This window comes from Lentibacter sp. XHP0401, assembly GCF_025751535.1.
GTDB lineage: Bacteria > Pseudomonadota > Alphaproteobacteria > Rhodobacterales > Rhodobacteraceae > Lentibacter.
This window is the reverse complement of the sequence record NZ_JAOWLC010000003.1, coordinates 56,407-81,879: the sequence shown is the minus strand read 5'-3', so window position 1 is coordinate 81,879 and position 25,473 is coordinate 56,407. Positions and strand designations below refer to the sequence as shown.

28 protein-coding genes are annotated in these 25,473 nt (G+C 58.4%); 9 read left to right on the top strand and 19 right to left on the bottom strand.

Annotated features, from left to right (window positions below):
• Positions 1-2: 2 nt before the first annotated feature.
• The 5 genes from OE750_RS05225 to OE750_RS05205 form a co-directional block, all read right to left on the bottom strand.
• Positions 3-374 (bottom strand): GFA family protein, encoded by a 372-nt coding sequence (locus tag OE750_RS05225; RefSeq protein WP_263762188.1) that lies wholly within the window; start codon positions 372-374, stop codon positions 3-5.
• Position 375: 1 nt separating this feature from the next.
• Entirely contained in the window at positions 376-990 is a 615-nt protein-coding gene (locus OE750_RS05220; RefSeq protein ID WP_263762186.1) for a LysE family translocator, read from the bottom strand.
• Positions 991-992: 2 nt separating this feature from the next.
• Positions 993-1,562: a helix-turn-helix domain-containing protein gene (locus OE750_RS05215; RefSeq protein WP_263762184.1), complete on the bottom strand. Its 570-nt coding sequence runs from the start codon at positions 1,560-1,562 to the stop codon at positions 993-995.
• 222 nt (positions 1,563-1,784) lie between these two features.
• Entirely contained in the window at positions 1,785-2,237 is a 453-nt protein-coding gene (locus OE750_RS05210; protein ID WP_263762183.1) for a GAF domain-containing protein, read from the bottom strand.
• A 71-nt stretch (positions 2,238-2,308) separates the two neighbouring features.
• On the bottom strand, positions 2,309-3,481 hold the full coding sequence (locus tag OE750_RS05205) for a thiolase family protein (RefSeq protein WP_263762181.1): 1,173 nt from the start codon (positions 3,479-3,481) through the stop codon (positions 2,309-2,311).
• A gap of 98 nt (positions 3,482-3,579) precedes the next feature.
• Here OE750_RS05205 and OE750_RS05200 point away from each other — a divergent pair, with 98 nt between their 5' ends.
• The 4 genes from OE750_RS05200 (at position 3,580) to OE750_RS05185 (ending at position 6,625) form a co-directional block, all read left to right on the top strand.
• Positions 3,580-3,924 carry an STAS domain-containing protein gene (locus OE750_RS05200; protein WP_263762179.1) on the top strand — a complete coding sequence of 115 codons (345 nt, stop codon included), beginning with the start codon at positions 3,580-3,582 and terminating at the stop codon, positions 3,922-3,924.
• A 21-nt stretch (positions 3,925-3,945) separates the two neighbouring features.
• The gene (locus OE750_RS05195) at positions 3,946-4,401 is read left to right on the top strand and encodes an ATP-binding protein (protein ID WP_263762177.1); all 456 of its coding nucleotides are present in this window, start codon (positions 3,946-3,948) and stop codon (positions 4,399-4,401) included.
• Between the two features lie 263 nt (positions 4,402-4,664).
• Positions 4,665-6,242, top strand: a complete 1,578-nt coding sequence (locus OE750_RS05190) for a gamma-glutamyltransferase family protein (protein WP_263762175.1) — start codon at positions 4,665-4,667, stop codon at positions 6,240-6,242.
• 2 nt (positions 6,243-6,244) lie between these two features.
• The gene (locus OE750_RS05185; protein ID WP_263762173.1) at positions 6,245-6,625 is read left to right on the top strand and encodes a rhodanese-like domain-containing protein; all 381 of its coding nucleotides are present in this window, start codon (positions 6,245-6,247) and stop codon (positions 6,623-6,625) included.
• Between the two features lie 105 nt (positions 6,626-6,730).
• On the opposite strand, the gene hspQ is transcribed toward OE750_RS05185, so the two are convergent.
• On the bottom strand, positions 6,731-7,057 hold the full coding sequence (gene hspQ, locus OE750_RS05180; RefSeq protein ID WP_263762609.1) for a heat shock protein HspQ: 327 nt from the start codon (positions 7,055-7,057) through the stop codon (positions 6,731-6,733).
• A 219-nt stretch (positions 7,058-7,276) separates the two neighbouring features.
• On the opposite strand from hspQ, the gene OE750_RS05175 reads away from it, so the two are divergent.
• Positions 7,277-7,867 (top strand): transglycosylase SLT domain-containing protein, encoded by a 591-nt coding sequence (locus OE750_RS05175; protein WP_263762171.1) that lies wholly within the window; start codon positions 7,277-7,279, stop codon positions 7,865-7,867.
• A 16-nt stretch (positions 7,868-7,883) separates the two neighbouring features.
• Here the strand turns inward: OE750_RS05175 and OE750_RS05170 are convergent, their stop codons facing one another.
• From OE750_RS05170 to OE750_RS05155, 4 genes are all read right to left on the bottom strand, one after another.
• Entirely contained in the window at positions 7,884-8,489 is a 606-nt protein-coding gene (locus tag OE750_RS05170) for a LolA family protein (protein WP_263762169.1), read from the bottom strand.
• Between the two features lie 232 nt (positions 8,490-8,721).
• On the bottom strand, positions 8,722-11,664 hold the full coding sequence (locus tag OE750_RS05165; protein ID WP_263762167.1) for a DNA translocase FtsK: 2,943 nt from the start codon (positions 11,662-11,664) through the stop codon (positions 8,722-8,724).
• A 12-nt stretch (positions 11,665-11,676) separates the two neighbouring features.
• Positions 11,677-12,855: an aminotransferase class I/II-fold pyridoxal phosphate-dependent enzyme gene (locus tag OE750_RS05160; protein ID WP_263762165.1), complete on the bottom strand. Its 1,179-nt coding sequence runs from the start codon at positions 12,853-12,855 to the stop codon at positions 11,677-11,679.
• A 110-nt stretch (positions 12,856-12,965) separates the two neighbouring features.
• Positions 12,966-14,294: an amidase gene (locus OE750_RS05155; protein WP_263762163.1), complete on the bottom strand. Its 1,329-nt coding sequence runs from the start codon at positions 14,292-14,294 to the stop codon at positions 12,966-12,968.
• A 50-nt stretch (positions 14,295-14,344) separates the two neighbouring features.
• Here OE750_RS05155 and OE750_RS05150 point away from each other — a divergent pair, with 50 nt between their 5' ends.
• A complete protein-coding gene (locus tag OE750_RS05150; protein WP_263762161.1) occupies positions 14,345-15,595 on the top strand; it encodes a UbiH/UbiF/VisC/COQ6 family ubiquinone biosynthesis hydroxylase in 1,251 nt (416 codons plus the stop codon).
• Between the two features lie 151 nt (positions 15,596-15,746).
• Here OE750_RS05150 and OE750_RS05145 read toward each other — a convergent pair whose 3' ends face one another.
• From OE750_RS05145 to OE750_RS05130, 4 genes are all read right to left on the bottom strand, one after another.
• Complete coding sequence (locus tag OE750_RS05145) at positions 15,747-15,932, bottom strand: Trm112 family protein (RefSeq protein ID WP_263762159.1); 186 nt, start codon at positions 15,930-15,932, stop codon at positions 15,747-15,749.
• Positions 15,929-16,576, bottom strand: coding sequence for an LON peptidase substrate-binding domain-containing protein (locus OE750_RS05140; protein ID WP_263762157.1), 648 nt, complete (start codon positions 16,574-16,576; stop codon positions 15,929-15,931). Before OE750_RS05140 ends, OE750_RS05145 begins: the two co-directional genes overlap by 4 nt.
• A gap of 8 nt (positions 16,577-16,584) precedes the next feature.
• Positions 16,585-17,508, bottom strand: a complete 924-nt coding sequence (locus tag OE750_RS05135; protein WP_263762154.1) for a tetratricopeptide repeat protein — start codon at positions 17,506-17,508, stop codon at positions 16,585-16,587.
• Positions 17,509-17,585: 77 nt separating this feature from the next.
• A complete protein-coding gene (locus OE750_RS05130) occupies positions 17,586-18,374 on the bottom strand; it encodes an exodeoxyribonuclease III (protein WP_263762152.1) in 789 nt (262 codons plus the stop codon).
• A 103-nt stretch (positions 18,375-18,477) separates the two neighbouring features.
• On the opposite strand from OE750_RS05130, the gene OE750_RS05125 reads away from it, so the two are divergent.
• Positions 18,478-19,185, top strand: a complete 708-nt coding sequence (locus OE750_RS05125) for a VIT family protein (protein WP_263762150.1) — start codon at positions 18,478-18,480, stop codon at positions 19,183-19,185.
• 245 nt (positions 19,186-19,430) lie between these two features.
• On the opposite strand, the gene OE750_RS05120 is transcribed toward OE750_RS05125, so the two are convergent.
• The gene (locus OE750_RS05120) at positions 19,431-20,117 is read right to left on the bottom strand and encodes a response regulator transcription factor (protein ID WP_263762148.1); all 687 of its coding nucleotides are present in this window, start codon (positions 20,115-20,117) and stop codon (positions 19,431-19,433) included.
• 152 nt (positions 20,118-20,269) lie between these two features.
• On the opposite strand from OE750_RS05120, the gene ribA reads away from it, so the two are divergent.
• On the top strand, positions 20,270-21,361 hold the full coding sequence (gene ribA, locus OE750_RS05115; RefSeq protein WP_263762146.1) for a GTP cyclohydrolase II: 1,092 nt from the start codon (positions 20,270-20,272) through the stop codon (positions 21,359-21,361).
• On the top strand, positions 21,358-21,852 hold the full coding sequence (locus OE750_RS05110) for a L,D-transpeptidase family protein (RefSeq protein ID WP_263762144.1): 495 nt from the start codon (positions 21,358-21,360) through the stop codon (positions 21,850-21,852). The genes ribA and OE750_RS05110 overlap by 4 nt, the downstream gene beginning before the upstream one ends.
• A gap of 133 nt (positions 21,853-21,985) precedes the next feature.
• Here the strand turns inward: OE750_RS05110 and OE750_RS05105 are convergent, their stop codons facing one another.
• From OE750_RS05105 to OE750_RS05090, 4 genes are all read right to left on the bottom strand, one after another.
• Positions 21,986-22,372, bottom strand: a complete 387-nt coding sequence (locus OE750_RS05105) for a hypothetical protein (RefSeq protein ID WP_263762142.1) — start codon at positions 22,370-22,372, stop codon at positions 21,986-21,988.
• Between the two features lie 37 nt (positions 22,373-22,409).
• A complete protein-coding gene (locus OE750_RS05100; RefSeq protein ID WP_263762140.1) occupies positions 22,410-23,558 on the bottom strand; it encodes a benzoate/H(+) symporter BenE family transporter in 1,149 nt (382 codons plus the stop codon).
• Entirely contained in the window at positions 23,555-24,211 is a 657-nt protein-coding gene (locus tag OE750_RS05095) for a YggS family pyridoxal phosphate-dependent enzyme (RefSeq protein ID WP_263762138.1), read from the bottom strand. Before OE750_RS05095 ends, OE750_RS05100 begins: the two co-directional genes overlap by 4 nt.
• 101 nt (positions 24,212-24,312) lie before the next feature.
• Positions 24,313-25,236, bottom strand: a complete 924-nt coding sequence (locus OE750_RS05090; protein ID WP_263762136.1) for a porin — start codon at positions 25,234-25,236, stop codon at positions 24,313-24,315.
• Positions 25,237-25,473: the final 237 nt, after the last annotated feature.

Here is a 25,473-nt window from a genome sequence, read left to right as displayed (position 1 = left end):
GCCTATTCCTTCTGCGGAAGGCCATCGGCGATATCGTAATAATCGCCTTTGCTGGCTGTGAAAATGTGCTTCTCAAGGCGTAGCCCGGTGGGGTCTGTGATGCTGCCGAGAGAAAAGCTGGTGGTGTCCTCAACGTGGGCCTCCCAGAAGAGGAAGCTGCCGCATTCGGGGCAGAAACCACGGTGGGCTGCCTCTGAGGAAGCGAACCATTTGACCGGGCCGGAGATGTGCAATTCGGCGCGCGGAACGTAAGCCGAGGACCAGATGCCACCAGACTGTGCGCGGCATTGGGCGCAGTGGCACATGGAAGGACCTTGCGGCTTGGCAGTTGTTTCAAAGCTGCATGCGCCGCAGAGGCAGGAGCCTTTCAGCATGTCACATTCTCCCCGTTGTTGCGCCGAGGGCGAGGCCATAGGCGATGAAACAAAGGCCCATGACACGACGGAACCAAGCGTTGAATACCGCGCCGAGCGCGAGCTTTCCAAGCCCCGTGCCGAGGGCGGTGTAGGTGCAATAACTAAAGCTTGTAAGCGTGAGCGCCGTGGGCACGATGACCCACATTTGCTGCGCTATCGGCGCGTTCGGGTCTACAAACTGGCTGAAGGCGGCTAGGTAACCGGCAACAGATTTCGGGTTGATCGTGGCGATCAGAAAAGACCGCCAGAAGAGAGTGCGGCCCGCGTGTGCGCTGGCTTCGATGGGCAGATGTGCCCTTAGGATTGCGCGCAAGCCGAGATAAACGAGAAAGCCTGCGCCTGCGTATTTGAGCGCAAGGAATGCTGTTGGGGATGCGGCGAGCAGTGCTGTGATGCCGAAAGCCGAGAGCGTCAGGAACAGTGAGGCTTGGCAGAGAATCGCGGCCACTGCGGGCAAAGCGCGCAGGAAGCCGAGGCTCATACCCGATTGGATGCAGTTGACGGCATTTGGCCCCGGGGTGGTGACGAACACCAGCCAGAAAAGCGCGAATATGGTCCAGGCCTCGAAGCTCATGATTAATACACCGGCGGCGCAATGACCCAGATCGCAACGGCTGGGTCATCGTAGGGGTTGATCCATTCGAAAGGCTCGCCACGGATGCGGAAACTGTCACCCGGGTGGATCGTGAAGCGCGCACCGCTGATGACGAGATCAAGCTTGCCAGAGATTAGGTAACCGACCTCCTGAGTTGGGCGGGTGACTTCTTCCCCAATGCGTGAATGCGGCTTGAAAGTTGAGTGAACCATCTCGAAATCATCGGTGAGATCGGGAGAGAGTAACTCTTCGACAAGCCCCGCCTCGCCCGAGCCGATGGGGCGACGCGCACCTCTGCGCACAACATATCCCGCCTCGCCTGCCGGCGCGGGCGCGTGGCTGAACAGCATGGAAACAGAAACGCCGAGTGCGCGGGCAATATGGCGCAGATCGGTGATGGAGGGCTCGGACAAATCACGCTCCACCTGACTGAGCCAGCCGACAGAACGGCCTAAGGTGTCGGCCATGTCACTCAACGTCAGCCCACGTGCTTTACGTAATGCACGCAGGTCGGCTCCGAGAGTTTGCGAAGGGCTGGCCTTTTGGTTCATTCGAATCCCGTGAAATTTGCTCTATTATTTTCACGATGCCTCAAGGGCATGAAATTTCAAAGCCTTTTTTCACAAGAGTCTTTCTTATTGCAATAAATATACCGAGGGGCCGATTCTGCGCAGCAAGTGCGCTCTGTCGGCTTGCGTTTGTAAACTCTCAGGAATTTGAGGGGGCTGGCCCCCTCAACGGTCGGATTTCGCGAAGCGAAATTCGAAATCAACTCACCGTGCAAAAACCTCGGCAAGTATCGCCTCCAAAGCCTGCGCGTCTTCGTGTGTAAACGCTGAGGGCTGGTCGCTGTCGATATCAAGCACAGCGATCACCTCGTGCGCCGCGTTGAACACCGGCAGGACAAGCTCGGAGCGAGTGCTGGAGGCGCAGGCGATATGGCCCTCGAAGCTTTCGACATCGTCGACAAGCTGCACTTTGCGCGTTCGCGCTGCTGCGCCGCAGACGCCGCGGGAGAACGGGATTTGCAGGCAGCCGTGGCCGCCTTGATAGGGACCGATCTTGAGCAGGTTAGGCTCTGTTACACGGTAAAACCCTGTCCAGTCGAAGCGGTCGTCACTGTGATGAAGCTCGCAAACCAGCGTCGCCATAAGAGCGACCTCGTCGGTTTCGCCTGTTGTGAGCGAGTGGATGGTTTTTGTGAGGGTGGTGTAGTTAACGCGCATGATGTGTTTCTTGTAACAGGAGAGCTGGGGCGCTGCCCCAGACCCCGGGATATTTATAGAAAGAGGAAGGCCTAGACGCGTTCGATGGCGATGGCTGTGCCTTCGCCGCCGCCGATACAGATGGCGGCGATACCGCGTTTGAGGCCGCGCTTTTCAAGGGCATTCAGGAGCGTCACGATGATGCGTGTGCCGGATGCGCCGATGGGGTGACCAAGTGCGCAGGCGCCGCCGTTGACGTTCATCTTTTCACGCGGGATTCCCATTTCGTGCATGAAGGCCATGGGGACCACTGCGAAGGCTTCATTGACTTCCCAAAGGTCGACATCATCGACAGTCCAACCAATGTTTTTAAGCAGTTTCTGTGCGGCGGGTATGGGCGCGGTTGCGAACCATCCGGGGGCTTGGGCGTGACTTGTATGGCCCACGATCTGCGCGCGGATGCCAAGACCCTGAGCTTTGGCCGCTTCTTCGGAGGCTAGCACGAGCGCGGCTGCGCCATCGGAGATGGATGAGGCATTGGCTGCCGTGACCGTGCCGCCCTCGCGGAAAGCGGGTTTCAGTGTCGGGATCTTTTCGGGGCGGGCTTTGGCAGGCTGTTCATCTTCCGCGATAGTCACCTCGCCCTTGCGGGTTTGAAGCGACACCGGCGTAACTTCGCCATCAAATGCGCCAGAGCGGATCGCTTCAAGCGCGCCGTTGAGCGAGCCGATCGCATATTCGTCCTGCGCTTCGCGGGTGAACTGGTATTTCTCGGCGCAATCTTCGGCGAATGTGCCCATGAGGCGGCCTTTATCGTAGGCATCCTCCAGGCCATCGAGGAACATATGGTCGAGCACTTTCTGGTGACCGATACGCGCCCCGGAGCGCATTTTTTCCAAGAGATATGGCGCGTTTGACATGGATTCCATACCGCCTGTGATCATGGTGTCGGCATGGCCGAGGGCGATTTGATCAACGCCCATCATGGTGGTTTTCATACCTGAACCACACATTTTGTTGACTGTCGTCGCCGGGACATCCTCGCCCAGCCCGCCTGCGAAGCCTGCCTGGCGCGCGGGGGCCTGACCCTGACCTGCGGGGAGAACGCAGCCCATGAGAACTTCATCAACAGTTTTTGCTCCTGCGTTTTCCAGCGCTGCACGGATGGCCGTGCCGCCAAGGACGGAGGCGGGAACGCCATCAAATACGCCTTGAAAGCCGCCCATGGGCGTGCGGGCTGCGCCTGCGATGATTACTTTTTTCATGTGATGTCCTCCTGAATTGCCTCTTGAATACCGAATAGAAAGGTTTGCCGTCTAGTCTCGTGACACAAAGGCGTATTTCTACGGTAGCGGAGATAGTGATGAAATTTGACTGTAGAGAGACAAGTGATCTCTTGTTTGTAAAGGTTCTGGCCGAGCGGATTGATGCGGCCGCTGCGTTGAAATTCAAAGATTCGCTGAGAGAATTTACGGGGCAGGCAAAGGCGAGCCATGTTGTGCTCGATTTAAGCGAGGTGGGCTTTATCGATTCGAGCGGGCTTGGCGCGGTTGTTGCTGTGATGAAATTGATGGGCAGCACGAAGCGGCTTGATCTGGCGGGGCTGACCCCGACTGTGGAGAAGGTTTTCCGCCTCACGAGGATGGATTCGATCTTTACCATCCATGCGCAGGCTGAAGATGTGAACAAGCTCTACAAGGCGGGCTGACCTGCGGTGAGGAACGGGCAGATGACGCTCTATGCTAATCAGGCGCAGGCTGACCTGTGCCTTGAGTTCCCGAGCGGGGAGCTTGAGGTGCGTGAGGCATTGGCGGAACTGATCTGTAAGCTGAAAGGGATGGATCTGAGTGCCGATGATATTGGCTCTGTCGAGGTTGTTTTGGGTGAGGTGCTGAACAATATCGTGGAACATGCTTACGGCACCCAGAACACAGGGCTGATTGCTGTTTCTCTGAAACGTGCGGGGCATGTGCTACGGTTTCACGTGCTTGATGAAGGCGGGAATTTGCCTTCGGAAGGGCTACCAGACGGACGTTTGCCACCACTTGACGGGCCGCTTGATGCACTTCCTGAAGGTGGGTTCGGTTGGTATCTGGTGCGAAATCTGGCTTTCGACCTTGCTTACAAGCGTGTTGGAGAAACCAATGAGCTTGCCTTTTCGATCTGTTGTGAGGGTCATGGATGACCTGAGGATATACCGATTGATCGGACGGCCAGAATATTTCACCAAATCGCCTCATTCGGCACGAAGAATTGCCTCATTCAAGTGCCATACCAATTTTGTAGCTGCATATGGCTTCCCTCGGCGTCGTACGTTAACAGCCCCCACCCAGTGTGCGGCGTCGAGGCTCTTATCTTTCCAGATATGGTGATGATTTGCAAAACTGCATTGGCAATGGTCTTTGCGGCGCTTAGTCTTTTGTAAAATAGCAATAGAGTGGGCAAGATATGCGTGATTTTCATTTCCCCGGGAGGTCGCCCGTTTTGGCGAAGAATGGCATCTGTGCCACTTCGCATCCTCTAGCGGCTAAAGTTGCTGTTGATATCATGGAGCGCGGCGGCAACGCTATGGACGCGGCTATAGCGGGGGCTGTTCTGCTCGGGATTTGCGAGCCGCAGATGACAGGAATTGGCGGCGATTGTTTTGTGCTGTTTCAGGACAAAGAGGGCGGGGCCATTCGCGCGCTGAACGGTTCGGGCTGCGCGCCTGCGGCAGCTGATATTGAAGCTTTGCGCGCGCGGGGTGAAAAAACTGTGCCGCTCAGAGGGCCTGAGGCGGTGACGATCCCGACCGCTATGGACGGATTTTGCCGTTTGTCGGAGGATTATGGCAAACTCGGGCTTGATGCGATTCTGGCGCCTGCCATTCGCTATGCGGAGGAGGGTGTGCCTGTTGCGCCGCGTGTGGCGTTTGACTGGCCCGAGGCGGCTAAGGCTCTGCAAGGGCATGGCGAGGCGCATTATCTGATCAACGGGAAACCAGCCGAAATTGGCCAGATGTTTCGCGCCCCTGCGCAGGCCGAGGCGCTGCGGCGTGTGGCAAAGGACGGGCGCAAGGGCTTTTACGAAGGTGAAGTCGCCGAAGATATGGTTGCCGCTTTGAAAGAGCTTGGCGGTGTGCATGAGCTGAGCGATTTTGCCAATGCGGTGAGCTTTTATACCGATCCTGTGGGGAGCCATTACAAAGGGGTTGATCTGCTGGAGCATCCGCCGAACGGACAGGGCGCAACGGCAAACCTGATGCTGAATATTCTGAGCCAGTTTGACATTGCCAGCATGGAGCCGTTTGGCGCGATGCGTGCGCATATCGAGGCAGAGGCGACGAAACTGGCTTATGATGCGCGCAACCGCTTTATTGCTGACCCCGACAGAACCACGCGGCTTGAGCATATGCTGAGCATGAAAACCGCAGCAAAGCTGGCGGCATTGATTGACCCAAAGCGCGCGATGGCGGCGGCGGCACCTCTCAGTGAAGCGGTGCATAAGGATACGATCTATATCACTGTGGTGGATAAAGACCGTATGGCCGTGAGCTTTATCTATTCGATTTTCCACGGCTTTGGCTCGGGGATTGCGAGTGAGAAATTCGGGATTCTGCTGCAAAACCGTGGCGCCGGCTTCACGCTTGAGGAGGGGCATCCGAATGCATACGGCGGTGGCAAGAGACCTATGCACACGATTATTCCGGGGATGCTGGCGGAGAATGGCCGCGCGATTATGCCTTTTGGCGTGATGGGCGGGGCCTATCAGCCCTGCGGACATGCGCGGTTTGTGATGAATATGCAGGACTTTGGCATAGATGCGCAAAGCGCGATTGATGCGCCGCGGTCTTTTGCGGACGGAAGCGACCTTAAGGTCGAGAAGGGATATACCGAGGCGGTGCGCGCCGAACTTGTCGAGATGGGACATAAGGTTGTTGTGCCTGACGGGCCGCTGGGCGGAGCGCAGGCTATTCGTATCCGCGCAGATGGTGTGCTGGAGGGCGCATCTGATCCGCGCAAAGACGGCGCGGCGCTGGGGTATTGAGCATGGCAATTACACCTGTAAAAGAGCTCGTGATGCGGGCGAAAGAAGAGATCGAGACGTTGAGTCGCGACGAAGTCTGGCGATTGGCGCAGGCGGGCGAAGCGCTTGTTGTGGATATTCGCGACCCGCGCGAGCTTGAGCGCGAAGGGCACTTTCCCGGGGCATTTCGTGCGCCACGCGGGATGCTGGAATTCTGGTTTGACCCTGCGAGCCCCTATCACAAGGAAGCGTTTGCAACGGACAAGAAGATTATCCTTTTCTGTGCGGGGGCGTGGCGTTCGGCTTTGGCGGCGAAAGCCTTGCAGGATATGGGCGCTACGAATGTGGCCGAGATGGACGGTGGATTCGGGGCCTGGAAGAAAGACGGGCGACCTGTGGAGTGAAAACGTTTCGAATTGCGCTTTGCGCAATCCGACTGGCTGGGGGCTTTGCCCCCAGACCCCCAGGATATTTGGAGCAAAAAGAAAGCTGAAAGTCGGTGGCTGGGGTCAGTTCAGTTGGAACTGAAGCGGGTATTGGCCGTCCTGGAAGGGGCCGAAGAGATCGGGGATATCGGGATGATCAACCGGTTCGCCTGAATAGTCTGCTACGAGGTTTTGCTCGGAGACATAGGCGACATAGTAGCTTTGATCATTTTCTGCGAGGAGATGATAGAAGGGCTGCTCCTTTTGGGGGCGGCTGTCTTCGGGGATGGCTTCATACCATTCGTCGCTGTTTGAAAACTGCGGGTCTACATCAAAGACCACCCCACGGAAGGGGTGCTTTTTGTGGCGGACGACTTGTCCGAGGTGGTATTTGGCACGTTTGCGTATCATCATAAGTTTAGCCCCTATCCGAGCAGCATAACGCTTTCAATGGTCATATGTCCATTTCAGAGAGTGAATTTGCTGGAAACACTCTGTGAAGCGCTGGCCAACAGTGTGCAGCGACACATCGCTTTTGCGCGCAGAAAAGCGCTTGTGGCACAGAAATGTGATTTAGATTTTGCGCCCAATGCGGTATGGTTGTAAAAACAAAAAATAAGCGAGGGGCAGATGAGCAGAATCCTTTGCGCTTTAATGATTGTGGCATCTCTGGCGGCCTGTGGCCGTGGAGCGGGAACGAGCGCACCAAAGCAGCTCGACAACGCCTGTGCCATTCTGAAAGAGCGCCCGACATATTACCGTGCCTTCAAGGCGGCGGAGCGAAAGTGGGGCGTGCCTGTGCATGTCCAGATGGCGACGATTTACCAAGAGAGCAAATTCAAGTCCGATGCGCGCACGCCGTTCCAGTATGCGCTTGGAGTGATTCCTGTTGGTCGTCAGTCAAGTGCCTTCGGCTATTCTCAGGCGCTGGATGCGACCTGGAAAGAGTATCAGCAGAAAGAAAACCGGCGTATGGCAAAGCGGAACAACATTCGCGATGCGACGGACTTCATGGGGTATTACATGAATATTTCCCGTGAGCGGAACGGGATCTCTCTGACCGATGCGCGCAACCAGTATCTGGCTTATCACGACGGGCACACAGGGTATGCGCGCGGAACCTACCGCCAGAAGGCATGGCTCATGCGGGTTGCGGGCGAAGTCGGCAACCGCTCGGAGATGTATAGGGCGCAGCTTGCAAGCTGTCGCCGGTTGAGATGAATTAAAAGACGGGGGCTTAGCGCCCTCCGCGCTTTTTCATGTTTGCATCGATATCAAACAGGGTGTTGGGCAGCGAGCCGCCTTTGGTAAGCTCGCCCAGCACCACAGTTGTGCTTGAGCCGCTGTCATCGTTGATGACCCATTGGCGCAATTCGACAGGGTCACCTGTGAATTTCAGCTGGATATTGCCGTATTCGGGGTTTGCCGGATCTTGCGCTGTGATGGTTGTGGCGGTGCCGTCGTAACTGTGACCTGTCACCATGTTGGCGCGGCCAAGATCGACCGTGCGGGCGAGGATGATAGACAGGGGGGTTTTGTTGAGCGGGTAGCTCTCCGGGCCCTGGTTTGTCTTCGGATCAAAGATCGCCACGGCATTGGAGCTGGCTAGAACGAGCGTTTCCTCGGGCGGGTTATACTCGAAACGGATTTTGCCGGGGCGTTTGATGTAAATCGTGCCTGTCGAGATTGTCCCGTCATCGTTGATCTGGGTAAACGCGCCTTTGGCGGTTTTCATCTCGTTGAGATACTGCGAGAGCGCGTTCAGCGACAGCTTGTCTGCGGCTGCGGGGCTTGCGAGGGCGAGCGCCAGAACGGGCGCGAAGAAGATGTGTTTGAGTTTCATAACCGTTACCTAAGCATCCAGATGCGAATTTGCACTATTGATATGGGGTTAAAATATGAAAACACCGGCTGTTAAGCGATAACAAAACCGTATGAGCACCGCTCAAGGGCGGCTCTGTGCTCATGCGGAGCCACGATTATTGGGGAAAGCGGGCGTTTCGCGAACAACTCTTTGGGAGAAGGTCGCGAAACGCTTTAGCCCGTGCTTTATGGATTTAAGGGCGAAAAGCCGCCTAGTGCTGTTCCGGCACAAGAATCTCGCGTTTGCCAACGTGGTTGGCGGCCGAGATGAGGCCTTCTTCTTCCATTTGTTCCACAAGCTTGGCGGCCTTGTTGTAGCCGATCGAAAGCTTGCGCTGGATGTAGGAGGTGCTGCACTTACGGTCTTTGATAACGATCGCGACCGCTTCATCGTATTGCGCATCTTCGCTGTCGGTGTTGCCGCCGAGGCCGAGGACTGCGTCGATATCACCTGCGTTGTCATCGGGCGGGCCTTGAACTACGCCAGAGACATAGGAAGGCGGGCCGTAGGCCTTGAGGTGATTGACGATTTCTTCGACTTCTTCATCAGAGACAAACGGACCATGGCAGCGGGTGATTTTCGCGCCGCCTGCCATGTAGAGCATATCACCCATGCCGAGGAGTTGCTCGGCACCCATTTCGCCGAGGATTGTGCGGCTGTCGATCTTGCTTGTCACCTGGAAGCTGATCCGGGTGGGGAAGTTGGCTTTGATTGTGCCTGTGATCACGTCAACAGAGGGGCGCTGGGTTGCCATGATGATGTGAATGCCTGAGGCACGCGCCATTTGGGCGAGGCGCTGGATGCAGGCTTCGATCTCTTTGCCCGCGACCATCATGAGATCGGCCATTTCGTCGACGATGACGACGATATACGGCATTTTCTCGGGGATGATCTCTTCTGTTTCGAACACGGGTTCGCCTGTGTCGTCGTCAAAACCTGTCTGGACGGTGCGCGAGAATGTCTCGCCTTTGGCCAAAGCATCGGCCACGCGGGAGTTGTAACCATCAATGTTGCGCACGCCCATTTTGGACATCTTGCGATAGCGCTCTTCCATTTCACCGACTGTCCATTTGAGGGCGACAACGGCCTTCTTCGGATCGGTCACAACGGGAGAGAGCAGGTGCGGGATACCGTCATAGACGGAAAGTTCGAGCATCTTCGGGTCGATCATGATCATGCGGCATTCTTCAGGCGTGAGCTTGTAGAGGAGCGAGAGAATCATGGTGTTGATCGCGACAGATTTGCCCGAGCCTGTTGTCCCTGCGATGAGCAGGTGAGGCATTTTGGCGAGGTTGGCGACGATGGGATCACCGCCGATATCCTTGCCAAGGGCGAGGGGCAGCTTGTGGTTGCCGTCGCCGTATTCGCGGCCAGAGAGAATCTCGCGGAAGCCGACCATCTCGCGGTTGTCATTGGGCAGCTCGATCCCGATGACGGAACGGCCCGGAACCGTGGAGACACGCGCGGAGAGCGCGGCCATGGAGCGGGCGATATCATCGGCGAGGCCGATCACGCGGGAGGCCTTGAGGCCTGGCGCTGGTTCAAGCTCATACATGGTCACAACGGGGCCAGGGCGGACCGAGACGATCTCGCCCTTCACGCCGTAGTCATCAAGCACGGTTTCAAGCATGCGGGCGTTGGCTTCGAGCGATTCATCGGAGAGGTGGTGACGCTCGATATGCACAGGATCGGCCAGAAGCGAGAGCGGAGGAAGCTCGTAGGCGGGGCGCTTGTCTTCGAACTTGAAGGCAGGCTGGGCCTCGGCTTTGGCGCGTGTGGACGTTTGCACAGGCTTTTTGGGCGCGTGTTGCACAACCTTTTTGGGCTCGGCTGTCGGGATAGAGTAAGACAGCGGCGCAGGGGCTTCTGCAAGCGGGAGCGTCTCTTCAAATACCTCGTCGTCGGCCTCGTCATAGTATTGGGCAGGCGCGTAGGCTTCTTCTTGTGCGTAGTCTTGCGTGTAGCTGGCTGTCAGCTGTGGCTCGGGTGGCAGGCTGCTTTGTGCGCCGCCAGTGAGCGGTGGCTCGGCGCGCATGTGAGGCTGGGGTGTTGTGTTGAGGACAAGCGGTGTCGGGCCGTGGCCACGCCCTTTTGTGAGGGGGGCAATGCTTGGGGCTTGCATTGACGGAATCTGGCGCACACGCGATTTGATGACATCGGCGATTTTGGCTTTGATGCGGTCATCCGAGGGGGCCTCGGGCGTGTCGTATTCGCCAAAGTTTGGCTGCGGCTCCACAAGCTCCGGCTCCGGCATATCCACAGGCTCGGGGCGGCGGATAAGGTTTGGCATGAGCGCGCGTAGACCACCTGCCTTTTCTACAGGTGCGGTGAGCGGCGGCTCATCATAATGCGCGTGCGCTTGAGGGGCTGCGTATTGTTCGGCTTCAAGCGATTGGGCGTCTTGCATTGCGGCCCATTCGGCGGCTTCCGCACGCTCGACAGCGCGCTGCTCGCGGCGCACGCGGTTGCGCTCTTGCATGGTTTGGGCAGCAGAAACCGCGCCTGTGGCTGTTTTGCCCAGAAGGTTCATGACAAGCGCGTAGGCCATGATTGTGCCGATCATCAGGAAACGGGCGATATAGCGGATTTCAGGGCGTGTGAAGCCGAGAATGAAGAAGCCGAATGCCAGCATGGCCGCACCGAGAAGCAGCGAAAGAACTTTGAGACCAAAGGTGGCTCCGACTGGCAGGATGCTGAGAGCGCTGCCAAGCACGGTGTCACCAAAGAGGCCGCCAAGGCCGAAAGAATGTGTCCAAGTTTCGCCCGGAACGAGGGTAGAGGCGTAAATTGACAGAAGCGCGAGCCAGATGGGTGCGAAGATGAGGCGGCCGATGGCGCGGTCGGCTCCGAAGTGAAATGTGAAACGCAGGCCCCATGCGAGGAGGGCCGCTGCAATGCCCCAGCTGCCCCAGCCGACGATCATGAAGAGCGGAGCTGCGATGGCGGCGCCGATGCTGCCCATCCAGTTTTGCACGGGGGCGTCTGTGGCGGAGAGCCATGACGGATCATTCGGAGTGTAGGAGGCAATCATGGCCGCGGCGGCCAGAGCCACAACGATCAGCGCGATGCCGATCAGCTCTTTGCCGCGTTTTTCAATGGCTTCCGCCATGTTGCTATCGAGTAGCGGATCGCGCCCGCGTGTCTGATATGCCATGTTCCCTCGTCCTCAGCTTTGTAAGCAGCTTTTGAGGCGCGTAAGCCCCTGCTGCATTTCTTCTTTTGGGGCCACCATAGCGACCCTGATGTAATTCTTACCCGGATTGCGCCCTTCGGCATCGCGGCTCAGGTAGGCTCCGGGTAGAACGCGCACGCCTGTTTCGCGCCAGAGCCTGAGCGCGGCTTTCTCCCCGTCTTCCACCGGAAGCCAGAGGAAAAACCCTCCTTCGGGGCCTTTGTACCCTTCGAAATCAGCCATAATCTTGTCGGCGATTATGTATTTTTCCTGATAGAGCCTGCGGTTTTCAATAACATGCTCTTCATCGGACCAAACGCGGGCTGCCACGGCCTGAAGTGGTGTGGGTAGGGGCGCGCCTGCATAGTTGCGCAGCTGTTTGAGGCGGCGGATGCTTTCGGGCCCGCCTGCGACAAAGCCGGAGCGCAGGCCCGGCAAATTGGAGCGTTTGGAGAGTGAATGAAAGATCACCACGCGCTCGGGGTGCGCGCCCATCTCTGTAGCCACATCCAACGCGCTGGGGGGCGGATCATTGCGATAAATCTCTGAGTAGCATTCATCGGCGAAGATCTGGAAGTCAAACTGCTCTGCCAGTGTGATAAGCTCGCGCAAGTAAGTGCGGCTGGCGATAGCGCCCTGCGGGTTTGACGGGGAGCAGATGAACGCTGCTGCGGTTTTCTTGAGAATATCCGTGGGTAGGCCTGTGAAATCGGGCAAAAACCCTGTGGCTTTTGTGGCATTTGTGAACACTGGCCGCGCGCCGACAGAAGCTGCCCCGACAGCGTAGACCTGATAAAACGGGTTGGGCATCAGCACATTTGGGCGCTCGCCTTGTATCTCTTCGGGGATCAGCGCCATGCAGGCGTTATAGAGGCCCTCGCGGGTTCCGTTGAGCGCGAGGATCTGCGTATCAGCAGCGGCAGTGATGTTGAAACGGCTTTTGAGCCAGCCGGAAATGGCCGTGAGCAGCGCTTCGCTGCCGTCGTTCGGGGGGTAGCTGTTGAAGCCCTCAATGTTGGCGGCAAGCTCCTCACCGACCCACGCGGGGAAGGGGTGCTTGGGTTCACCGATTGTCATGTGCACGGTTTCGCCGCCTGCTGGATGACAATCCAACAGCGCGCGCAAACGCGGAAACGCATAGGCCGGAAGGTTCGAGAACCGCTCGGGAAACATATTAAAACTGCCTCAACTTCGGGGTCATTGGCGCCCCGTTTGAGAGTAAATTACTGAAGCAAACCTCTCCCGTCCAGAAAAACTCTGTGGATTCAGGCGGTTTGTGGCATTTAAGACATGGCTTTTTCTGCGGCAGCGGCCACGCGGAGGAGCTTTTCCTCGCCGAAAGCCGCGCCCATGAAGGAAATTCCGCAGCTGGGAGTGCCAGTAGGCAGGGTTATGGCGGGCAGGCCGAGCAAATTGCCGATACGTGTGTTGCGCAGGGCGAGCAGGTTTTCTGTGATGTAATAGTCGCTATCTGTCACCAGTCTTTCGGCATTGGGCGGCAAGATCGGGGCGGTTGGCAGGATGACAGCATCATAGCCTGCAACCCGTTTGGCCCATGTGGCGCGAGCTTGCTCGACAGTCTGCCATGCGGCGACATAATCGGCGGCAGAAAATTCTTTGCCAGAGCGGAAGCGGCCAAGGATTTCGGGAAACATCTTTGCCGGGGCGGCTTCGATGGTGTCTTTCCATGTTCCGTAGGCTTCGGATGTGAAGAGGATACCCGAGAGCGGCATGATTTCGGCGACCTCGGGGGCCTTGATATGCTCGATCTGGGCACCTGCTGTTTTGAGGTGCCGAACGGCACTTTCAAAGGCGGATTTGGGAGCTTCGCGCACCTCATCGGGGGCGACTGTCTCAAGGATTGCAAGGCGTATGCCTTTGATGGAAGCGCCTTTGAGATCAGCGGCTTGACTGCCTTCAAGGACGGCGAGCATGAGCGCGGCATCTTCAACTGTGCGGCAGAGCGGGCCGATTGTATCGAACGTCGCGGCCAGAGGAACTGCGCCTGTGAGGGGGATGCGGCCAGAGGTTGTTTTGAGGCCGACAAGATCGTTCCACGCGGAAGGGATGCGCACACTTCCGCCTGTGTCGGAGCCAACGCCGCAAGGGGCGAGCCCGAAGGCAACGGAGGCCGCCGCGCCGGAAGAAGAGCCGCCCGGAACGGCAGATTCATCATTCACACAGGGGGGTGTTTCGGTGACGGGATTGAGGCCGAGGCCAGAGAAAGCCAGCTCGCTCATATGGGTTTTGCCGAGGCAGACGAGGCCTGCTTTTGTGGCGTTTTGCAAGACCCATGCGTCGGTGTCCGGCACGCGGCTTTCGAGGAGGGCGGAGCCTGCTTCTGTGGCTGTGCCTGCGGTATCGAACAGGTCTTTCCAACTGACGGGAACACCATCAAGCAGACCTCGCCGCAGCCCTTGGCTGGCGCGCTCTGAAGCGGCTTTGGCCTCGGCCCTCGCGCGCTTTTCTGTGAGGCGGGCGTAGATGCGGGTGCCGAATGGGTGGGCTTTGATGGCTTTCAGATATTCTTCTGTAAGATCAATAGGATCAATCTCGCCTGCGGCGATGCCACGGCCCAGATCGGCCATGCTCATTGTAAGCCAGTTTGTCATCGTGTGCCCCTCTTGCTGCTTTCAAATCTACGGTAGCGGCGTTCTGTTGCATGGACAATCCCGCAAGGGCTGGCATAGTGCGGGGCATGACATATGACAGTGATATCGCAATCGTGGGTGGCGGGCTGAACGGCCCTGTTCTGGCGCTGGCTTTGGCCGAACGAGGGCGGCGTGTGAGCATCTTTGATGCCCAGCCCGAGACGGTGCGCAAAAACGCGGCCTTTGACGGGCGCGCCTATGCTTTGGCTATGGTCTCGGTGCGGCTTTTGCAGCGTTTGGGCCTATGGAACAAGGTGTCAGAGCACGCGCAGCCTATGAACGAGATCAAGGCGAGTGACGGGCGCGCAGGCGAGGGGCCAGCGCCGTTTTTTCTGCATTTCGAGCAGGGTGAGCTGGAAGAAGGGCCGATGGGCCATATGCTGGAAGACCGTTACCTGCGGCGCGCTTTGCTGGAGGCTGTGAGCGCCCATGAGCTTATTGAAACCATCGAGGGTAAGGTGGTTGCTCAAGAAGTGAATGACAGCGGTGCCTGGCTGACTTTGGCCAATGGCGATGTGCACTCCACAAGGTTGATTGTGGGGGCCGATGGCCGCGCCTCCGGGACGGCGGAGAGGGCGCGAATCAGGCGGACAGGTTGGGATTATGGGCAAACCGCTCTTGTCTGTGCGATTGCCCACGAAAAACCGCATAATGGCGTTGCCCAACAATTTTTTATGCCGCAGGGGCCGCTGGCTATTTTGCCGCTTCCGGGGAACCGCTCTTCTATCGTCTGGTCAGAGCGCACGGAGCGGGCGAATGGCATCAATGCGCTGCCCGATGAGGACTATCTTGAGGTGTTGCGGCCGCGCTTTGGGGACTTTCTTGGGGAGATCAAACTGGAGGGCAAGCGCTTTGCCTATCCGCTGAAGCTGACCATTGCGAATTCCTTTATAAGTCAACGGCTTGCGCTTGTTGGCGATGCGGCGCACGGGATGCATCCGATTGCGGGGCAGGGCCTCAATGCGGGGCTGCGTGATGTGGCTGCGCTGGCGCATGTGATCGAACATGCCGAGCGGCGCGGTGAGGACTTTGCCAGCCAGCTTGTGCTGGAGCGCTACCAAAGCTGGCGGCGCTTTGACACGGCCACCTTGGCTGCCAGCACCGACCTGACCAACAAGCTGTTTTCAAACGATAATCCGATCCTGAGAGCGGGGCGTGACCTTGGCATGGGGCTGATCAACGCTATGCCGGGCCTAAAGCGCGGATTTATGCGCGAAGCGGCGGGTTTGAACGGCGATTTGCCAGATTTGATGAAATCGTAACCCAAAAGATTAACGCGCTTTTGGCCCTGCTGATTCCAGGGGGGGTGAAATGCGTGCACCATGCGCGCACAACCCGTGCACGGCCTGAACGGGGTTTTTGCGCGCTCAGCAGGTGTGAAGGCTGCGCGCGGTGGGTTTGGGAAAGCTTTATTTACTCTTCCAGCTTCCGTGCTTCGCTGAACAGCATCACGGGGATGCCATCGCGGATGGGGTAGGCGAGGTTGGCGGATTTGCTGATGAGTTCCTGCGCCTCGGCGTCGTATTCCAAGCGGCCTTGGGCGACGGGGCAGACGAGGGCTTCGAGCATGTGGCGGTCGAACTGTTTTGTGTCGGTCATTGGAGAATATCCTCGCCATCGCCGCCGCTGTGCAGGGCAAATTCGATAAGGGTCACGAGGGTTTCGCGACGGGTTGAGAGAGAGGGCGCTTCGAGGAGCGCCTGTTTGTCTTCTGGGGCAAAGTCGAGCAGCATGGAGAGGGAGTTGACGAGGAGCTCATCCTCGGCTTCTTGCAGTGTTTCCCAATCGGTGTTGAGGCCTTTGGCAGAGAAGAACCGCTCAAGCAGGGCCATGAATTTGGCGCGGTCAAAGGCGGGGTCGTGTTCTTCTGGCCCCATGTCGTGCTCGAAGCCTTCCCAGCTCACTTCGGCGCGGCGGTAGGGCGCGAAGCCGTCGACCTCGGCGCTGATGCGGTAGCGGGAGACACCCGTGAGAGTGATCATGTAGCGGCCATCGTCGGTTTCGTTGAACTGGGTGATGCGGCCCGCGCAGCCGATTGTCATCAGCGCATCTTCGGTGCGGTGCGGGCCTGTATCGGGCTGGATCATGCCGATGAGGCGCTCGGGGGTTTTGAGGGCGTCATCAAGCATGGTGAGGTAGCGCGGTTCAAAGATGTGCAGCGGCATGTTGGAGCGCGGCAGGAGCAGCGCACCCGGAAGCGGGAAGACGGAAATGACGCTTGGCAGGTCTTTGAACTTGCGCATTGTGTGCCTCAGATCAGGATCATGGAACCGAGCCTGCGACGGCCTGACAGCGCGATCGGGTCTTGTGGGGGCAGGGCATCAAACAGCGTGAAGAGCTGGGTTTTGGCGGCGCCATCGTTCCACTCGCGGTCGCGGCGGAAAAGCTCGAGAAGTTGGTTTACGGCTTCTTCAACATCGCCCGAGGCTTGCAGGGCGTTTGCATAGTCATAGCGCGCTTGATGATTATCTGGCGCGGCTTCGGAGGCGGCTTGAAGCTCGGCCACGGGTCCGGCATTGGCCGCTTGTTTGGCGAGTTCGAGCTGGGCGTGAGCGGCCTCAAGCTCGGGCGCGGCGCTGATCTCGGCGGGGGCGCCATTGAGGGTGGCTTCGGCGCCCGAGAGGTCATCAAGTGCTATGTAGCTGCGCACGAGGCCGCCGTAGGCTGCGGCATGGTTCGGCTCTTCTTCCAAGATCGCGGCGAAGGTTTGGGCGGCATCGGAGGCCGCGCCCTCGGCGAGCATTTCTTCGGCGGCGGCGACGGCATCATCAAGACCGCCGGAGGCATCACCGCCTGCGGCATCGACGACTTTTTTGACGAAAGCCTCAAGCTCCGACGCCGGCACAGCGCCTTGGAACATATCTACGGGGCGGCCTTGATAGAAGCCGACCACTGTCGGAATCGACTGGATGGGGAGGCCTTGCTGGGCGAGCATTTGCGCGAGGCGCTGCTCTTGATCGACATCGATTTTGGCCATTTTGACAGCGCCTTTGGCGCGGGTCACGGCATCTTCGAGCATGGGGCCGAGGGTTTTGCAGGGGCCGCACCAGGGCGCCCAGAAATCGACAATGATTGGTGTTTCCATCGAAGCTTCGACGACCTCGGCCATGAAGGTTGCTTCGGTCACGTCGAAGATGAGGTTGTCGGGCGCGGCGGGTGTCAGATTGAGCTCCATGAGGGGCCTCCTTCGGGAAATATGTGTTGCCCTTTATGTGAGGGATGCGGCGCGTGCTTGCAAGGGGCGCGGGGCGCTTAGATATCAAACGTGGCGAAGACAGGCGCGTGATCGGAGGGCTGCTGCCAGCCGCGGGCGGCACGCAGGACGCGGGAAGAATGGCCAGCGTTGGAAATATCGGGGGTGGCCCAGATGTGATCAAGGCGGCGGCCTTTGTCGGCTTCGTCCCAGTCGCGGGCGCGGTAGGACCACCATGAATAGAGGTTGCCTTCGGGGATATCCTGACGGGTGATATCGACCCATGCGCCTGCATCCTGTGTTTGCGCCAGTGCTTCGACTTCGACAGGCGTGTGGGAAACGACTTTGAGGAGTTTCTTATGGTCCCAAACGTCATCTTCACGGGGGGCGATGTTGAGATCACCCACGAGGATGGACTTTTGCGGCGCATCGGCGTGGAAGGCATCGCGCATCTGGGTGAGGTAGTCGAGCTTCTGGCCGAACTTTTCATTCACTTCGCGGTCGGCGACATCACCGCCGGCGGGGACATAGAAGTTGTGCACCGTTACGCCGTTTTCGAGCTTGCCTGCGATGTGGCGGGCGTGGCCGAGTTGGGCGTAGTCTTCTGCGCCTGCCTCGATCATCGGGATTTTTGAAAGGATCGCGACGCCGTTGTAGCCCTTCTGGCCACGCGCGACCATGTGGTTGTAGCCGAGGGCTTTGAAGCCATCGAGGGGGATTTTATCAACCGGGCTTTTGCACTCTTGCAGGCAGAGCACATCGGGTGCCTCTTCCGACAGGAGTTTGAGCACCAGAGGCTCGCGCAGGCGGACAGAGTTGATGTTCCAAGTGGCGAGAGTGAATGACATGGGGTGCGCTCCTGATTGAAAGAACCTATGAGTTAGCACAACACGCACTGGCAGGGAATCGGCTATTGTCGGCGTAAACAGGCAGAGAAGACAGGAGAGGCTGATGGCAAAAGGCCCGCCCGCACACCCCGAAGTGCGACACTATGTAAACAGAAGCGGTTGGCTGAGAGCAGCCGTTTTGGGGGCCAATGACGGGATCGTCTCGGTTTCGGCGCTTATTGTTGGCGTTGCTGCGGCCGATCCGAGCGCGAGCACGGTCTTTCTGGCCGGATTTTCCGGGCTTGCCGCGGGTGCACTTTCGATGGCGGCGGGGGAGTTTGTCTCTGTTTCCTCGCAGGCGGATATCGAGAAGGCGGATATGCTTCGGGAAATAAAGGCGATTGAAGCGAACCCTGAATCCGAGATTGCGGAGCTTGCACATATCTATGAAGAGCGCGGGCTTTCACCAGACACGGCGCGCAAGGTTGCCCTGGAGCTTACCGAACATGATGCGCTTGGAGCGCATATGCGTGACGAACTCGGGCTTTCTGAAGTGCATTCTGCGCGCCCGTTTCAGGCGGCCTTTGCTTCGGGTATGACATTTAGTGTTGCAGCGGCTGTTCCGCTTCTGGCGGCTGTGGTTGCACCGCAAGGCTGGATTATTCCTGTTGTGCTTGTGGTGACCTTGTTTGCGCTGGCTGTGCTGGGGGCTTTGGGGGCTATCGCCGGCGGAGCGCCAAAGTTTCGCGCTATTGTGCGGGTTGTGTGCTGGGGCGTATTTGCCATGGCCATTACCTCACTATTGGGGACACTGTTCGGCGTCGTTGTGTAGAGCCTTTCACGGTTTCGGATGTTTGCATTAGACCTGTGACAGAGATGAAACGCAAAACGCTTTAGGCAGACGGCGCTTGCGTGAATCACCACACTTCAGCCGGATAAAAAAAGGCCGAGCTAAAAGCTCGGCCGTAGTCCAACAGGGAGGTACATATGATTGCCCGCATATGCGACGAGGTAGTTAACTTGTATACACAACTATAACATGCATCTTTGATGCAAATCAAGAAAATCAGGTATTCCTCACGAAACCAGACGATACCCGCCCGATTCTGTGACCAAAAGGCGTGCATTTGAGGGGTCAGGCTCGATTTTCTGACGCAGGCGGTAGATGTGGGTTTCCAACGTGTGGGTAGTGACGCCGGCGTTGTAGCCCCAAACTTCATGCAAGAGCACATCGCGAGCGACTACACCGTCGGTTGAGCGATAGAGGAACTTGAGAATGTTCGTTTCTTTCTCGGTCAGGCGAATTTTTTTGTCATCTTCAGTGACAAGCATCTTCATCGCGGGTTTGAACGTGTATGGGCCAAGTGTGAACACCGCATCTTCGCTTTGTTCGTGCTGGCGCAGCTGGGCGCGGATGCGGGCGAGGAGCACGGGGAACTTGAACGGTTTGGTCACGTAATCATTGGCGCCGGCATCAAGGCCGAGAATGGTATCGGCGTCACTATCATGACCTGTGAGCATGAGCACGGGGGCTTTGACACCTTGCTTGCGCATGAGGCGGCAGAGCTCGCGGCCGTCGGTATCGGGGAGGCCGACATCGAGGATGATGAGGTCGTAGAGGCCTTCCTTAGTTTTTTGCATAGCAGTGGCGCCGCTGTCGGCCTCGAATACGTCGAAGTCTTCTGTCATGACGAGTTGTTCACTGAGCGCTTCGCGCAGGTCATCATCATCATCGACAAGCAGGATTTTTCTAAGCTGAGCCATTGGGGCCTCCGAATGAACTTCTTTGTGAACGTCTTGTGATCAAGGTAGGGCGGAACGCAGCTCTCGCAAGTTTTGCTGCAATCTTTCACGGGGTCGTGTTGTGAGGGCTGTTTTTGTTTCAATTCTGTAATCTGATCGCCTAAGAGTGAGCCATGAACCTTGGCCCCGACATAAACGAAACTCTGGCGCGGGCGCGCGCCGATTTGCGCATTGGTGTGCCTGTTGTGCTTGTGAGCGGCGGGCAAGGTGCGGTTGTTATGGCGGCAGAAACAGCGGATGCGGTGCGTTTGAACGCGTTGCAGGCCGACGGGCTCAAGCCTGTGCTGGCCATAACGGCGCGGCGGGCAGAGACGCTGAAGGCAAGAGCCTATGACGGCGATTTGGCGCGGATTATGCTGCCTGAAGGTGCTGATTTGCGCTGGGTGCTGGCTGTGGCCGACCCAAAGGATGATTTGGCAACCCCTATGAAAGGGCCGCTGATGTCGGAGCGGGAGGGCAGTGCAGCGTTGCACCGCCTTGCCTTGATGCTGGCGAAAGCGGCGCGGTTGCTGCCAGCAGCTTTGGTGGCCAATCTGGAGGCGCCCGAGGCTTTTGCGGCTGCTCAGCGACTGACGGTTGTGGACGCTGATGCGGCGCGTGTGACGATGGATGCGAGCGCTGCTCTGCGCGAGACTGTTGCGGCGCGTGTGCCTATCGAGGTTTCGGAGAATACGAGGCTGCATGTGTTTCGCCCCGATGACGGGAGCGAGGAGCATTATGCTGTCGAGATTGGCCAGCCTGACCGCGCGCAACCTGTTTTGACGCGGCTGCACTCGGCTTGTTTTACAGGCGATTTGATGGGGTCACTTAAGTGCGATTGCGGGCCGCAACTGCGCGGTGCTTTGGCGCAGATGGGGGCCGAGGGCGCGGGGGTTTTGCTTTACCTCAACCAGGAGGGGCGCGGAATTGGTCTTGCCAACAAGATGCGGGCCTACTCCTTGCAGGATCAGGGGTTTGACACGGTGGAGGCGAACCACAGACTCGGGTTTGAGGACGACGAGCGCGACTTTCGGGTGGGCGGTGCGATTTTGAAAGAGCTTGGCTTTGATGCGATCCGCCTGATGACGAACAACCCTGCCAAGATTGCCATGATGGAAAAAACCGGTGTGAAAGTGGTTGAGCGCGTGCCGCTTGTTGTGGGCGAGAATGCGCATAACCACGCGTATCTCAAGGTGAAGGCGGCGAAATCGGGGCATTTGTTGTGAGTGTGGCCGACTTGGTGCTGACGCCGACGGGGCTGCGCTTTATGGGCCGCACGTTTCCTTGTGTGATTGGTAAAGGCGGAATACGGGCTGACAAGCGCGAGGGTGACGGAGCGACGCCTTTGGGGGAGCATCGGCTTGTCGGGATGTTTTATCGGCCCGACCGTATTGCGCAGCCGCGCTCTTGGGCGGAGCGGATCGGGCCGCGCGACTTGTGGTCTGACGAGAGTGGAGATGCGGAGTATAACCAGCTTGTGCAAGCGCCTTACGGGGGCAGCCATGAGCGGATGCGGCGGGCGGACCCGCTGTATGACCTTGTGATTGTGACGGACTGGAACTGGCCTCGTGCGGAGGCGGGCAAAGGCTCGGCTATTTTCCTGCATCAGTGGCGGCGGAAGGGCTATCCGACGGAGGGCTGTGTGGCCTTTGCGCGGGAAGACCTGCACTGGATTGCGGCGCGGGTGGAGTATGGCGCGCGGTTGATTGTGCGGTGAGGGATTGCGCTTTGGCTACGCCAAATCGCGGTGGCGGGGGCCAGCCCCCTAGATTCAAAAGCTCTATAGCTTTTGAATCCTACCCCCGGGATATTTAAGGCAATAAGAAAGGGCGGCCGTTTTAAGGCTGGCCTTAGGGGTATTTTCTGGCGGCTTTGGCTGTCGCCAGGGTTTTGTTGCCTTTTTTGGCAGTGGCCGTCCATTCGTAGGTGTGGACGCCTGAGGGCGGACAGGGGCTTTTGTATTTGAAGGTGCCTGCGGGGATGGTTCCGTCGGCTGTCATTTTGAGCTTGCCGCCGCCGTGGTTGTAGCCTGGGACATCGAGATCTTTAAGGCGGATTTGCACTTGGGTTGTGCCTGCGGGGATGCCTTTGAGGGTGAAGGCGGGGTTTCCCACTGTGTTTGGTTTGCCTGTGGTGCAGGAGGGGATATTGCCCCAGCCTTTGAAGCTGAGCTGCATCTCGGCGTGGGCTGTGCCTGCGGCGAGGATGAGGGCGGCGGCGAGGGTGATTGGCTTCATGTTTGTCTCCCGTTGTTTGGGGAGAGGATAGCACGAATTAGTGCCTGTGGGCGATAAAGTAGGCGATGCCGCCGAGGGCGAGGCCCCAGACTGCGCCGCTGAGGCCGAGGATGCTGACGCCCGAGGCTGTTGTGAGGAATGTGATGGCGGCGGCTTCGCGGGATTTTACCTCGGAGAGGGCGATGCTGGCCGAATTGGCAAAGACGCCGAGGAGGGCGATGCCTGCGAGGGTTTCGAGCGTTTGGGGCGGTGCGGCTTGGGCGACGGCGATGATGAGCGCGGCGAAGAGGCCGAAGATGCAGTAGTAGATACCGCCCATGACCGCTGACCAGAAGCGCAGGGCTTTGTCGGGGTGCGAGTCATTGCCTGCGCAGAGCGATGATGTGATGGCCGCGAGGCAGGTTTGGGCCGCGCCGAAGGGGGCCGAGAGGATGCTTGCGATGCCGACCGCCGAGAGGAAGAAGGCGGGGCGTGGCGGGTAGCCTTCCCCGCGCAACACGGCCATTCCGGGGCTGTTTTGTGTGGCCATTGTGATGATGAACAACGGCAGCGCGAGGCCGAGGGTGCTTGCTATGCTGAAGGCGGGTGTGACCAGTTCGGGCTGTGTGAGCAAGCTTTCAGGCAGAGCGACGCCTGCGGGAAAGAGCGTGAGCGCGAGGGCCATGAGCACGGCGGCGGGCACGGCGAAGAGGCGCGAGATCTGACTCGTGATGAACCATGTGAGCAGGATCGGCAGGGCGGTATAGGGCGCGCTGGCCAGCGCCAGAAAGGGCTGTGCGCAGATGGTGATGAGCACGCCTGCGAGAAGGGCGTGAGCCAGTGGCAGCGGAACTTCGGCGGCGAGGCGGCGCAGGGGGCGGAAAAGGCCTGCGAGCACGGTGAGCGCGCCTGCGAGGAGAAATGCGCCGACCGCCTCGGGGAAGCCGCCAGCGGGGGCGGCGGAAACGGCGAGGAAAGCGACCCCCGGTGTGGACCATGCCACGGAGGAGGGTTGGCGCGTGACGAGGCTGATGACGATCGCGGTGAGGCCCATGGCAAGGGCGGAGGCCATGAGGCCAGAGCTTGCCTGAGCTTCGGTTGCGCCCATGGCGGTGAGGCCTTGAAGCACGATGGGAAAGGAGCTGAAAAAGCCGACAATGGCAACAACGAGCCCTGTGGAGACGGTTTGTAGCGGTGGAAAGTTCACAGCTCGTAGGCCCGTGCGCCGAAGATGGCGGAGCCGACGCGAACATGGGTTGCGCCGAGGGCAATGGCTGATTCAAAGTCGCTGCTCATGCCCATCGAGAGACCTGTGAGGCCGTTGCGGGCAGCTATTTTGGCGAGCAGGGCGAAATGCAGGCTGGGCTCTTCATCGACGGGAGGGATGCACATGAGGCCCGCAACGGGCAGATCGAGCGCTGTGCACTCCTTGATGAAAGCGTCCGCTTCGGCGGGGGCGATGCCTGCTTTCTGATCTTCCTCACCTGTGTTGACCTGAACGAAAAGCTCGGGGCAGTGGCCTGTCTCTTGGGCGAGGCGGGCGAAGGTGCTGGCGAGCTTCATGCGGTCGAGCGTGTGGATGGCGTCGAACAGCTCGAAAGCCTGCCGTGCTTTGTTGGTTTGCAAGGGGCCGATGAGGTGAACCTGCGTTTCGGGGTAGGCCTCGCGGAAGGCGGGCCATTTGCCTGCGGCTTCTTGCACGCGGTTTTCGCCAAAGAGCCTGTGGCCCTCTTTGAGCACAGCTTCGACGCGCTCGTCGGGCTGTACTTTGGAGACAGCAATAAGATGCACAGAGCCTGCGGGGCGGTTTGCAGCGGCTTCGGCTTTGGCGATCCGTGATGTGATTTCCGAGAGGGACATGGGGCGCTCCTTTGTTTGCCGTCAAATAACAACAGGTGCGCACAAAAGAAAAGGGCAGGCGCGAGGCCTGCCCTTAACTATAACTCGTTCAGCTTCTAGGATTAGAAGTTGAAGCGAACACCGAAGTCGGCTTGTGTCGCGCTGTTGAAGCGTTTCACAACACCACCGCGGAGCGATGTGCCGCCACCGAGGTCGTGGTTGAAGTCGATGCCGTATGAGTCGTCATCTGTCAGAGCAAGAAGATCGTTGTCGTCTTTAGCGTAGTAGAATTCTACGTTTGTCGCTGCGCCAACGTCCATGCCTGCTGAAAGAACTGCACGACCACCGTCTACACCGTTTTCTGTGTATGACAGGCCAACAGCTACTGGGCCGATTGTGCCGCCAACTGAGGCCGCCCATTCTGTGTCTGTCGCTACGTTTGAGTCTTGAACGGCAAGAGCAACTGTCCAGCCGCTGAATGTGTATGCACCGTAGGCGGCGATACGATCATTTGTGTCTGAAGCAGAAATGTGAGCTGCGAAATCGCCAGCTGAGTACATTACTTCGATGCCGTTTGTGCCTGAGATGCCAACGCCGCGTGATGTGTAACCGTCACCAACGTAAGGTGTGTAGTCGTAGCCAAGACCTGTGAGGCCCATGTCTACCGGGTACTGACCTGGCATGTTTTCGAGAGCGCCCCAGATGTGACCAACACCAACTTCGAGGCCGCCTGAGCGGGCGAAGAAGCGAACGCCGTTTGTTGTACCAGTTTGGCCTTCGCCTTGCTGGATGCGTGTCATCGCACCGAATGTAACGCCTGCATCTGATTCAGCTGTTGCTGTGATGATGAGACGAAGACGTGATGTTACGTCTGTGCCGCTGCCGAATGCGCCTGTGCCATCGTCTGCGTTGCCGGCAATGCCGTCTGCGCCAGCGTTGTCTGAGTGGATGATGCCAAAACGGCCGTAGCCGCCAAATGTTACGTCAGCTGCGGCAACAGAAGCAGTTGCAACGAGAGCTGTCGTAGCGAAAAGAATCTTTTTCATGATTTTTCCCTCGGTTTTCATGTCATAGGCCCAAGCGGGGAATCCGCATTGGGTATGAAAGGTGTTTCGCTCTAAACGGGGTCTCATTGCAAGCGCGCCGGGATGCACCTGCGCAAAGCTGTAAAAGTTGGTGCACAGATGCCACAGTGAAGAAACAGGCCCAAGCGGGGCGGTTGGGCGAGATGTGCGGGGCAAACACGGGCTAAAACGGCATGAAATGCGCTATATATATAGGAA

Coding starts and splice junctions, on each gene's coding strand:
- OE750_RS05225 (WP_263762188.1), bottom strand. CDS start 374: ATGCTGAAAGGCTCCTGCCTCTGCGGCGCATGCAGCTTTGAAACAACT.
- OE750_RS05220 (WP_263762186.1), bottom strand. CDS start 990: ATGAGCTTCGAGGCCTGGACCATATTCGCGCTTTTCTGGCTGGTGTTC.
- OE750_RS05215 (WP_263762184.1), bottom strand. CDS start 1,562: ATGAACCAAAAGGCCAGCCCTTCGCAAACTCTCGGAGCCGACCTGCGT.
- OE750_RS05210 (WP_263762183.1), bottom strand. CDS start 2,237: ATGCGCGTTAACTACACCACCCTCACAAAAACCATCCACTCGCTCACA.
- OE750_RS05205 (WP_263762181.1), bottom strand. CDS start 3,481: ATGAAAAAAGTAATCATCGCAGGCGCAGCCCGCACGCCCATGGGCGGC.
- OE750_RS05200 (WP_263762179.1), top strand. CDS start 3,580: ATGAAATTTGACTGTAGAGAGACAAGTGATCTCTTGTTTGTAAAGGTT.
- OE750_RS05195 (WP_263762177.1), top strand. CDS start 3,946: ATGACGCTCTATGCTAATCAGGCGCAGGCTGACCTGTGCCTTGAGTTC.
- OE750_RS05190 (WP_263762175.1), top strand. CDS start 4,665: ATGCGTGATTTTCATTTCCCCGGGAGGTCGCCCGTTTTGGCGAAGAAT.
- OE750_RS05185 (WP_263762173.1), top strand. CDS start 6,245: ATGGCAATTACACCTGTAAAAGAGCTCGTGATGCGGGCGAAAGAAGAG.
- hspQ (WP_263762609.1), bottom strand. CDS start 7,057: ATGATACGCAAACGTGCCAAATACCACCTCGGACAAGTCGTCCGCCAC.
- OE750_RS05175 (WP_263762171.1), top strand. CDS start 7,277: ATGAGCAGAATCCTTTGCGCTTTAATGATTGTGGCATCTCTGGCGGCC.
- OE750_RS05170 (WP_263762169.1), bottom strand. CDS start 8,489: ATGAAACTCAAACACATCTTCTTCGCGCCCGTTCTGGCGCTCGCCCTC.
- OE750_RS05165 (WP_263762167.1), bottom strand. CDS start 11,664: ATGGCATATCAGACACGCGGGCGCGATCCGCTACTCGATAGCAACATG.
- OE750_RS05160 (WP_263762165.1), bottom strand. CDS start 12,855: ATGTTTCCCGAGCGGTTCTCGAACCTTCCGGCCTATGCGTTTCCGCGT.
- OE750_RS05155 (WP_263762163.1), bottom strand. CDS start 14,294: ATGACAAACTGGCTTACAATGAGCATGGCCGATCTGGGCCGTGGCATC.
- OE750_RS05150 (WP_263762161.1), top strand. CDS start 14,345: ATGGACAATCCCGCAAGGGCTGGCATAGTGCGGGGCATGACATATGAC.
- OE750_RS05145 (WP_263762159.1), bottom strand. CDS start 15,932: ATGACCGACACAAAACAGTTCGACCGCCACATGCTCGAAGCCCTCGTC.
- OE750_RS05140 (WP_263762157.1), bottom strand. CDS start 16,576: ATGCGCAAGTTCAAAGACCTGCCAAGCGTCATTTCCGTCTTCCCGCTT.
- OE750_RS05135 (WP_263762154.1), bottom strand. CDS start 17,508: ATGGAGCTCAATCTGACACCCGCCGCGCCCGACAACCTCATCTTCGAC.
- OE750_RS05130 (WP_263762152.1), bottom strand. CDS start 18,374: ATGTCATTCACTCTCGCCACTTGGAACATCAACTCTGTCCGCCTGCGC.
- OE750_RS05125 (WP_263762150.1), top strand. CDS start 18,478: ATGGCAAAAGGCCCGCCCGCACACCCCGAAGTGCGACACTATGTAAAC.
- OE750_RS05120 (WP_263762148.1), bottom strand. CDS start 20,117: ATGGCTCAGCTTAGAAAAATCCTGCTTGTCGATGATGATGATGACCTG.
- ribA (WP_263762146.1), top strand. CDS start 20,270: ATGAACCTTGGCCCCGACATAAACGAAACTCTGGCGCGGGCGCGCGCC.
- OE750_RS05105 (WP_263762142.1), bottom strand. CDS start 22,372: ATGAAGCCAATCACCCTCGCCGCCGCCCTCATCCTCGCCGCAGGCACA.
- OE750_RS05095 (WP_263762138.1), bottom strand. CDS start 24,211: ATGTCCCTCTCGGAAATCACATCACGGATCGCCAAAGCCGAAGCCGCT.
- OE750_RS05090 (WP_263762136.1), bottom strand. CDS start 25,236: ATGAAAAAGATTCTTTTCGCTACGACAGCTCTCGTTGCAACTGCTTCT.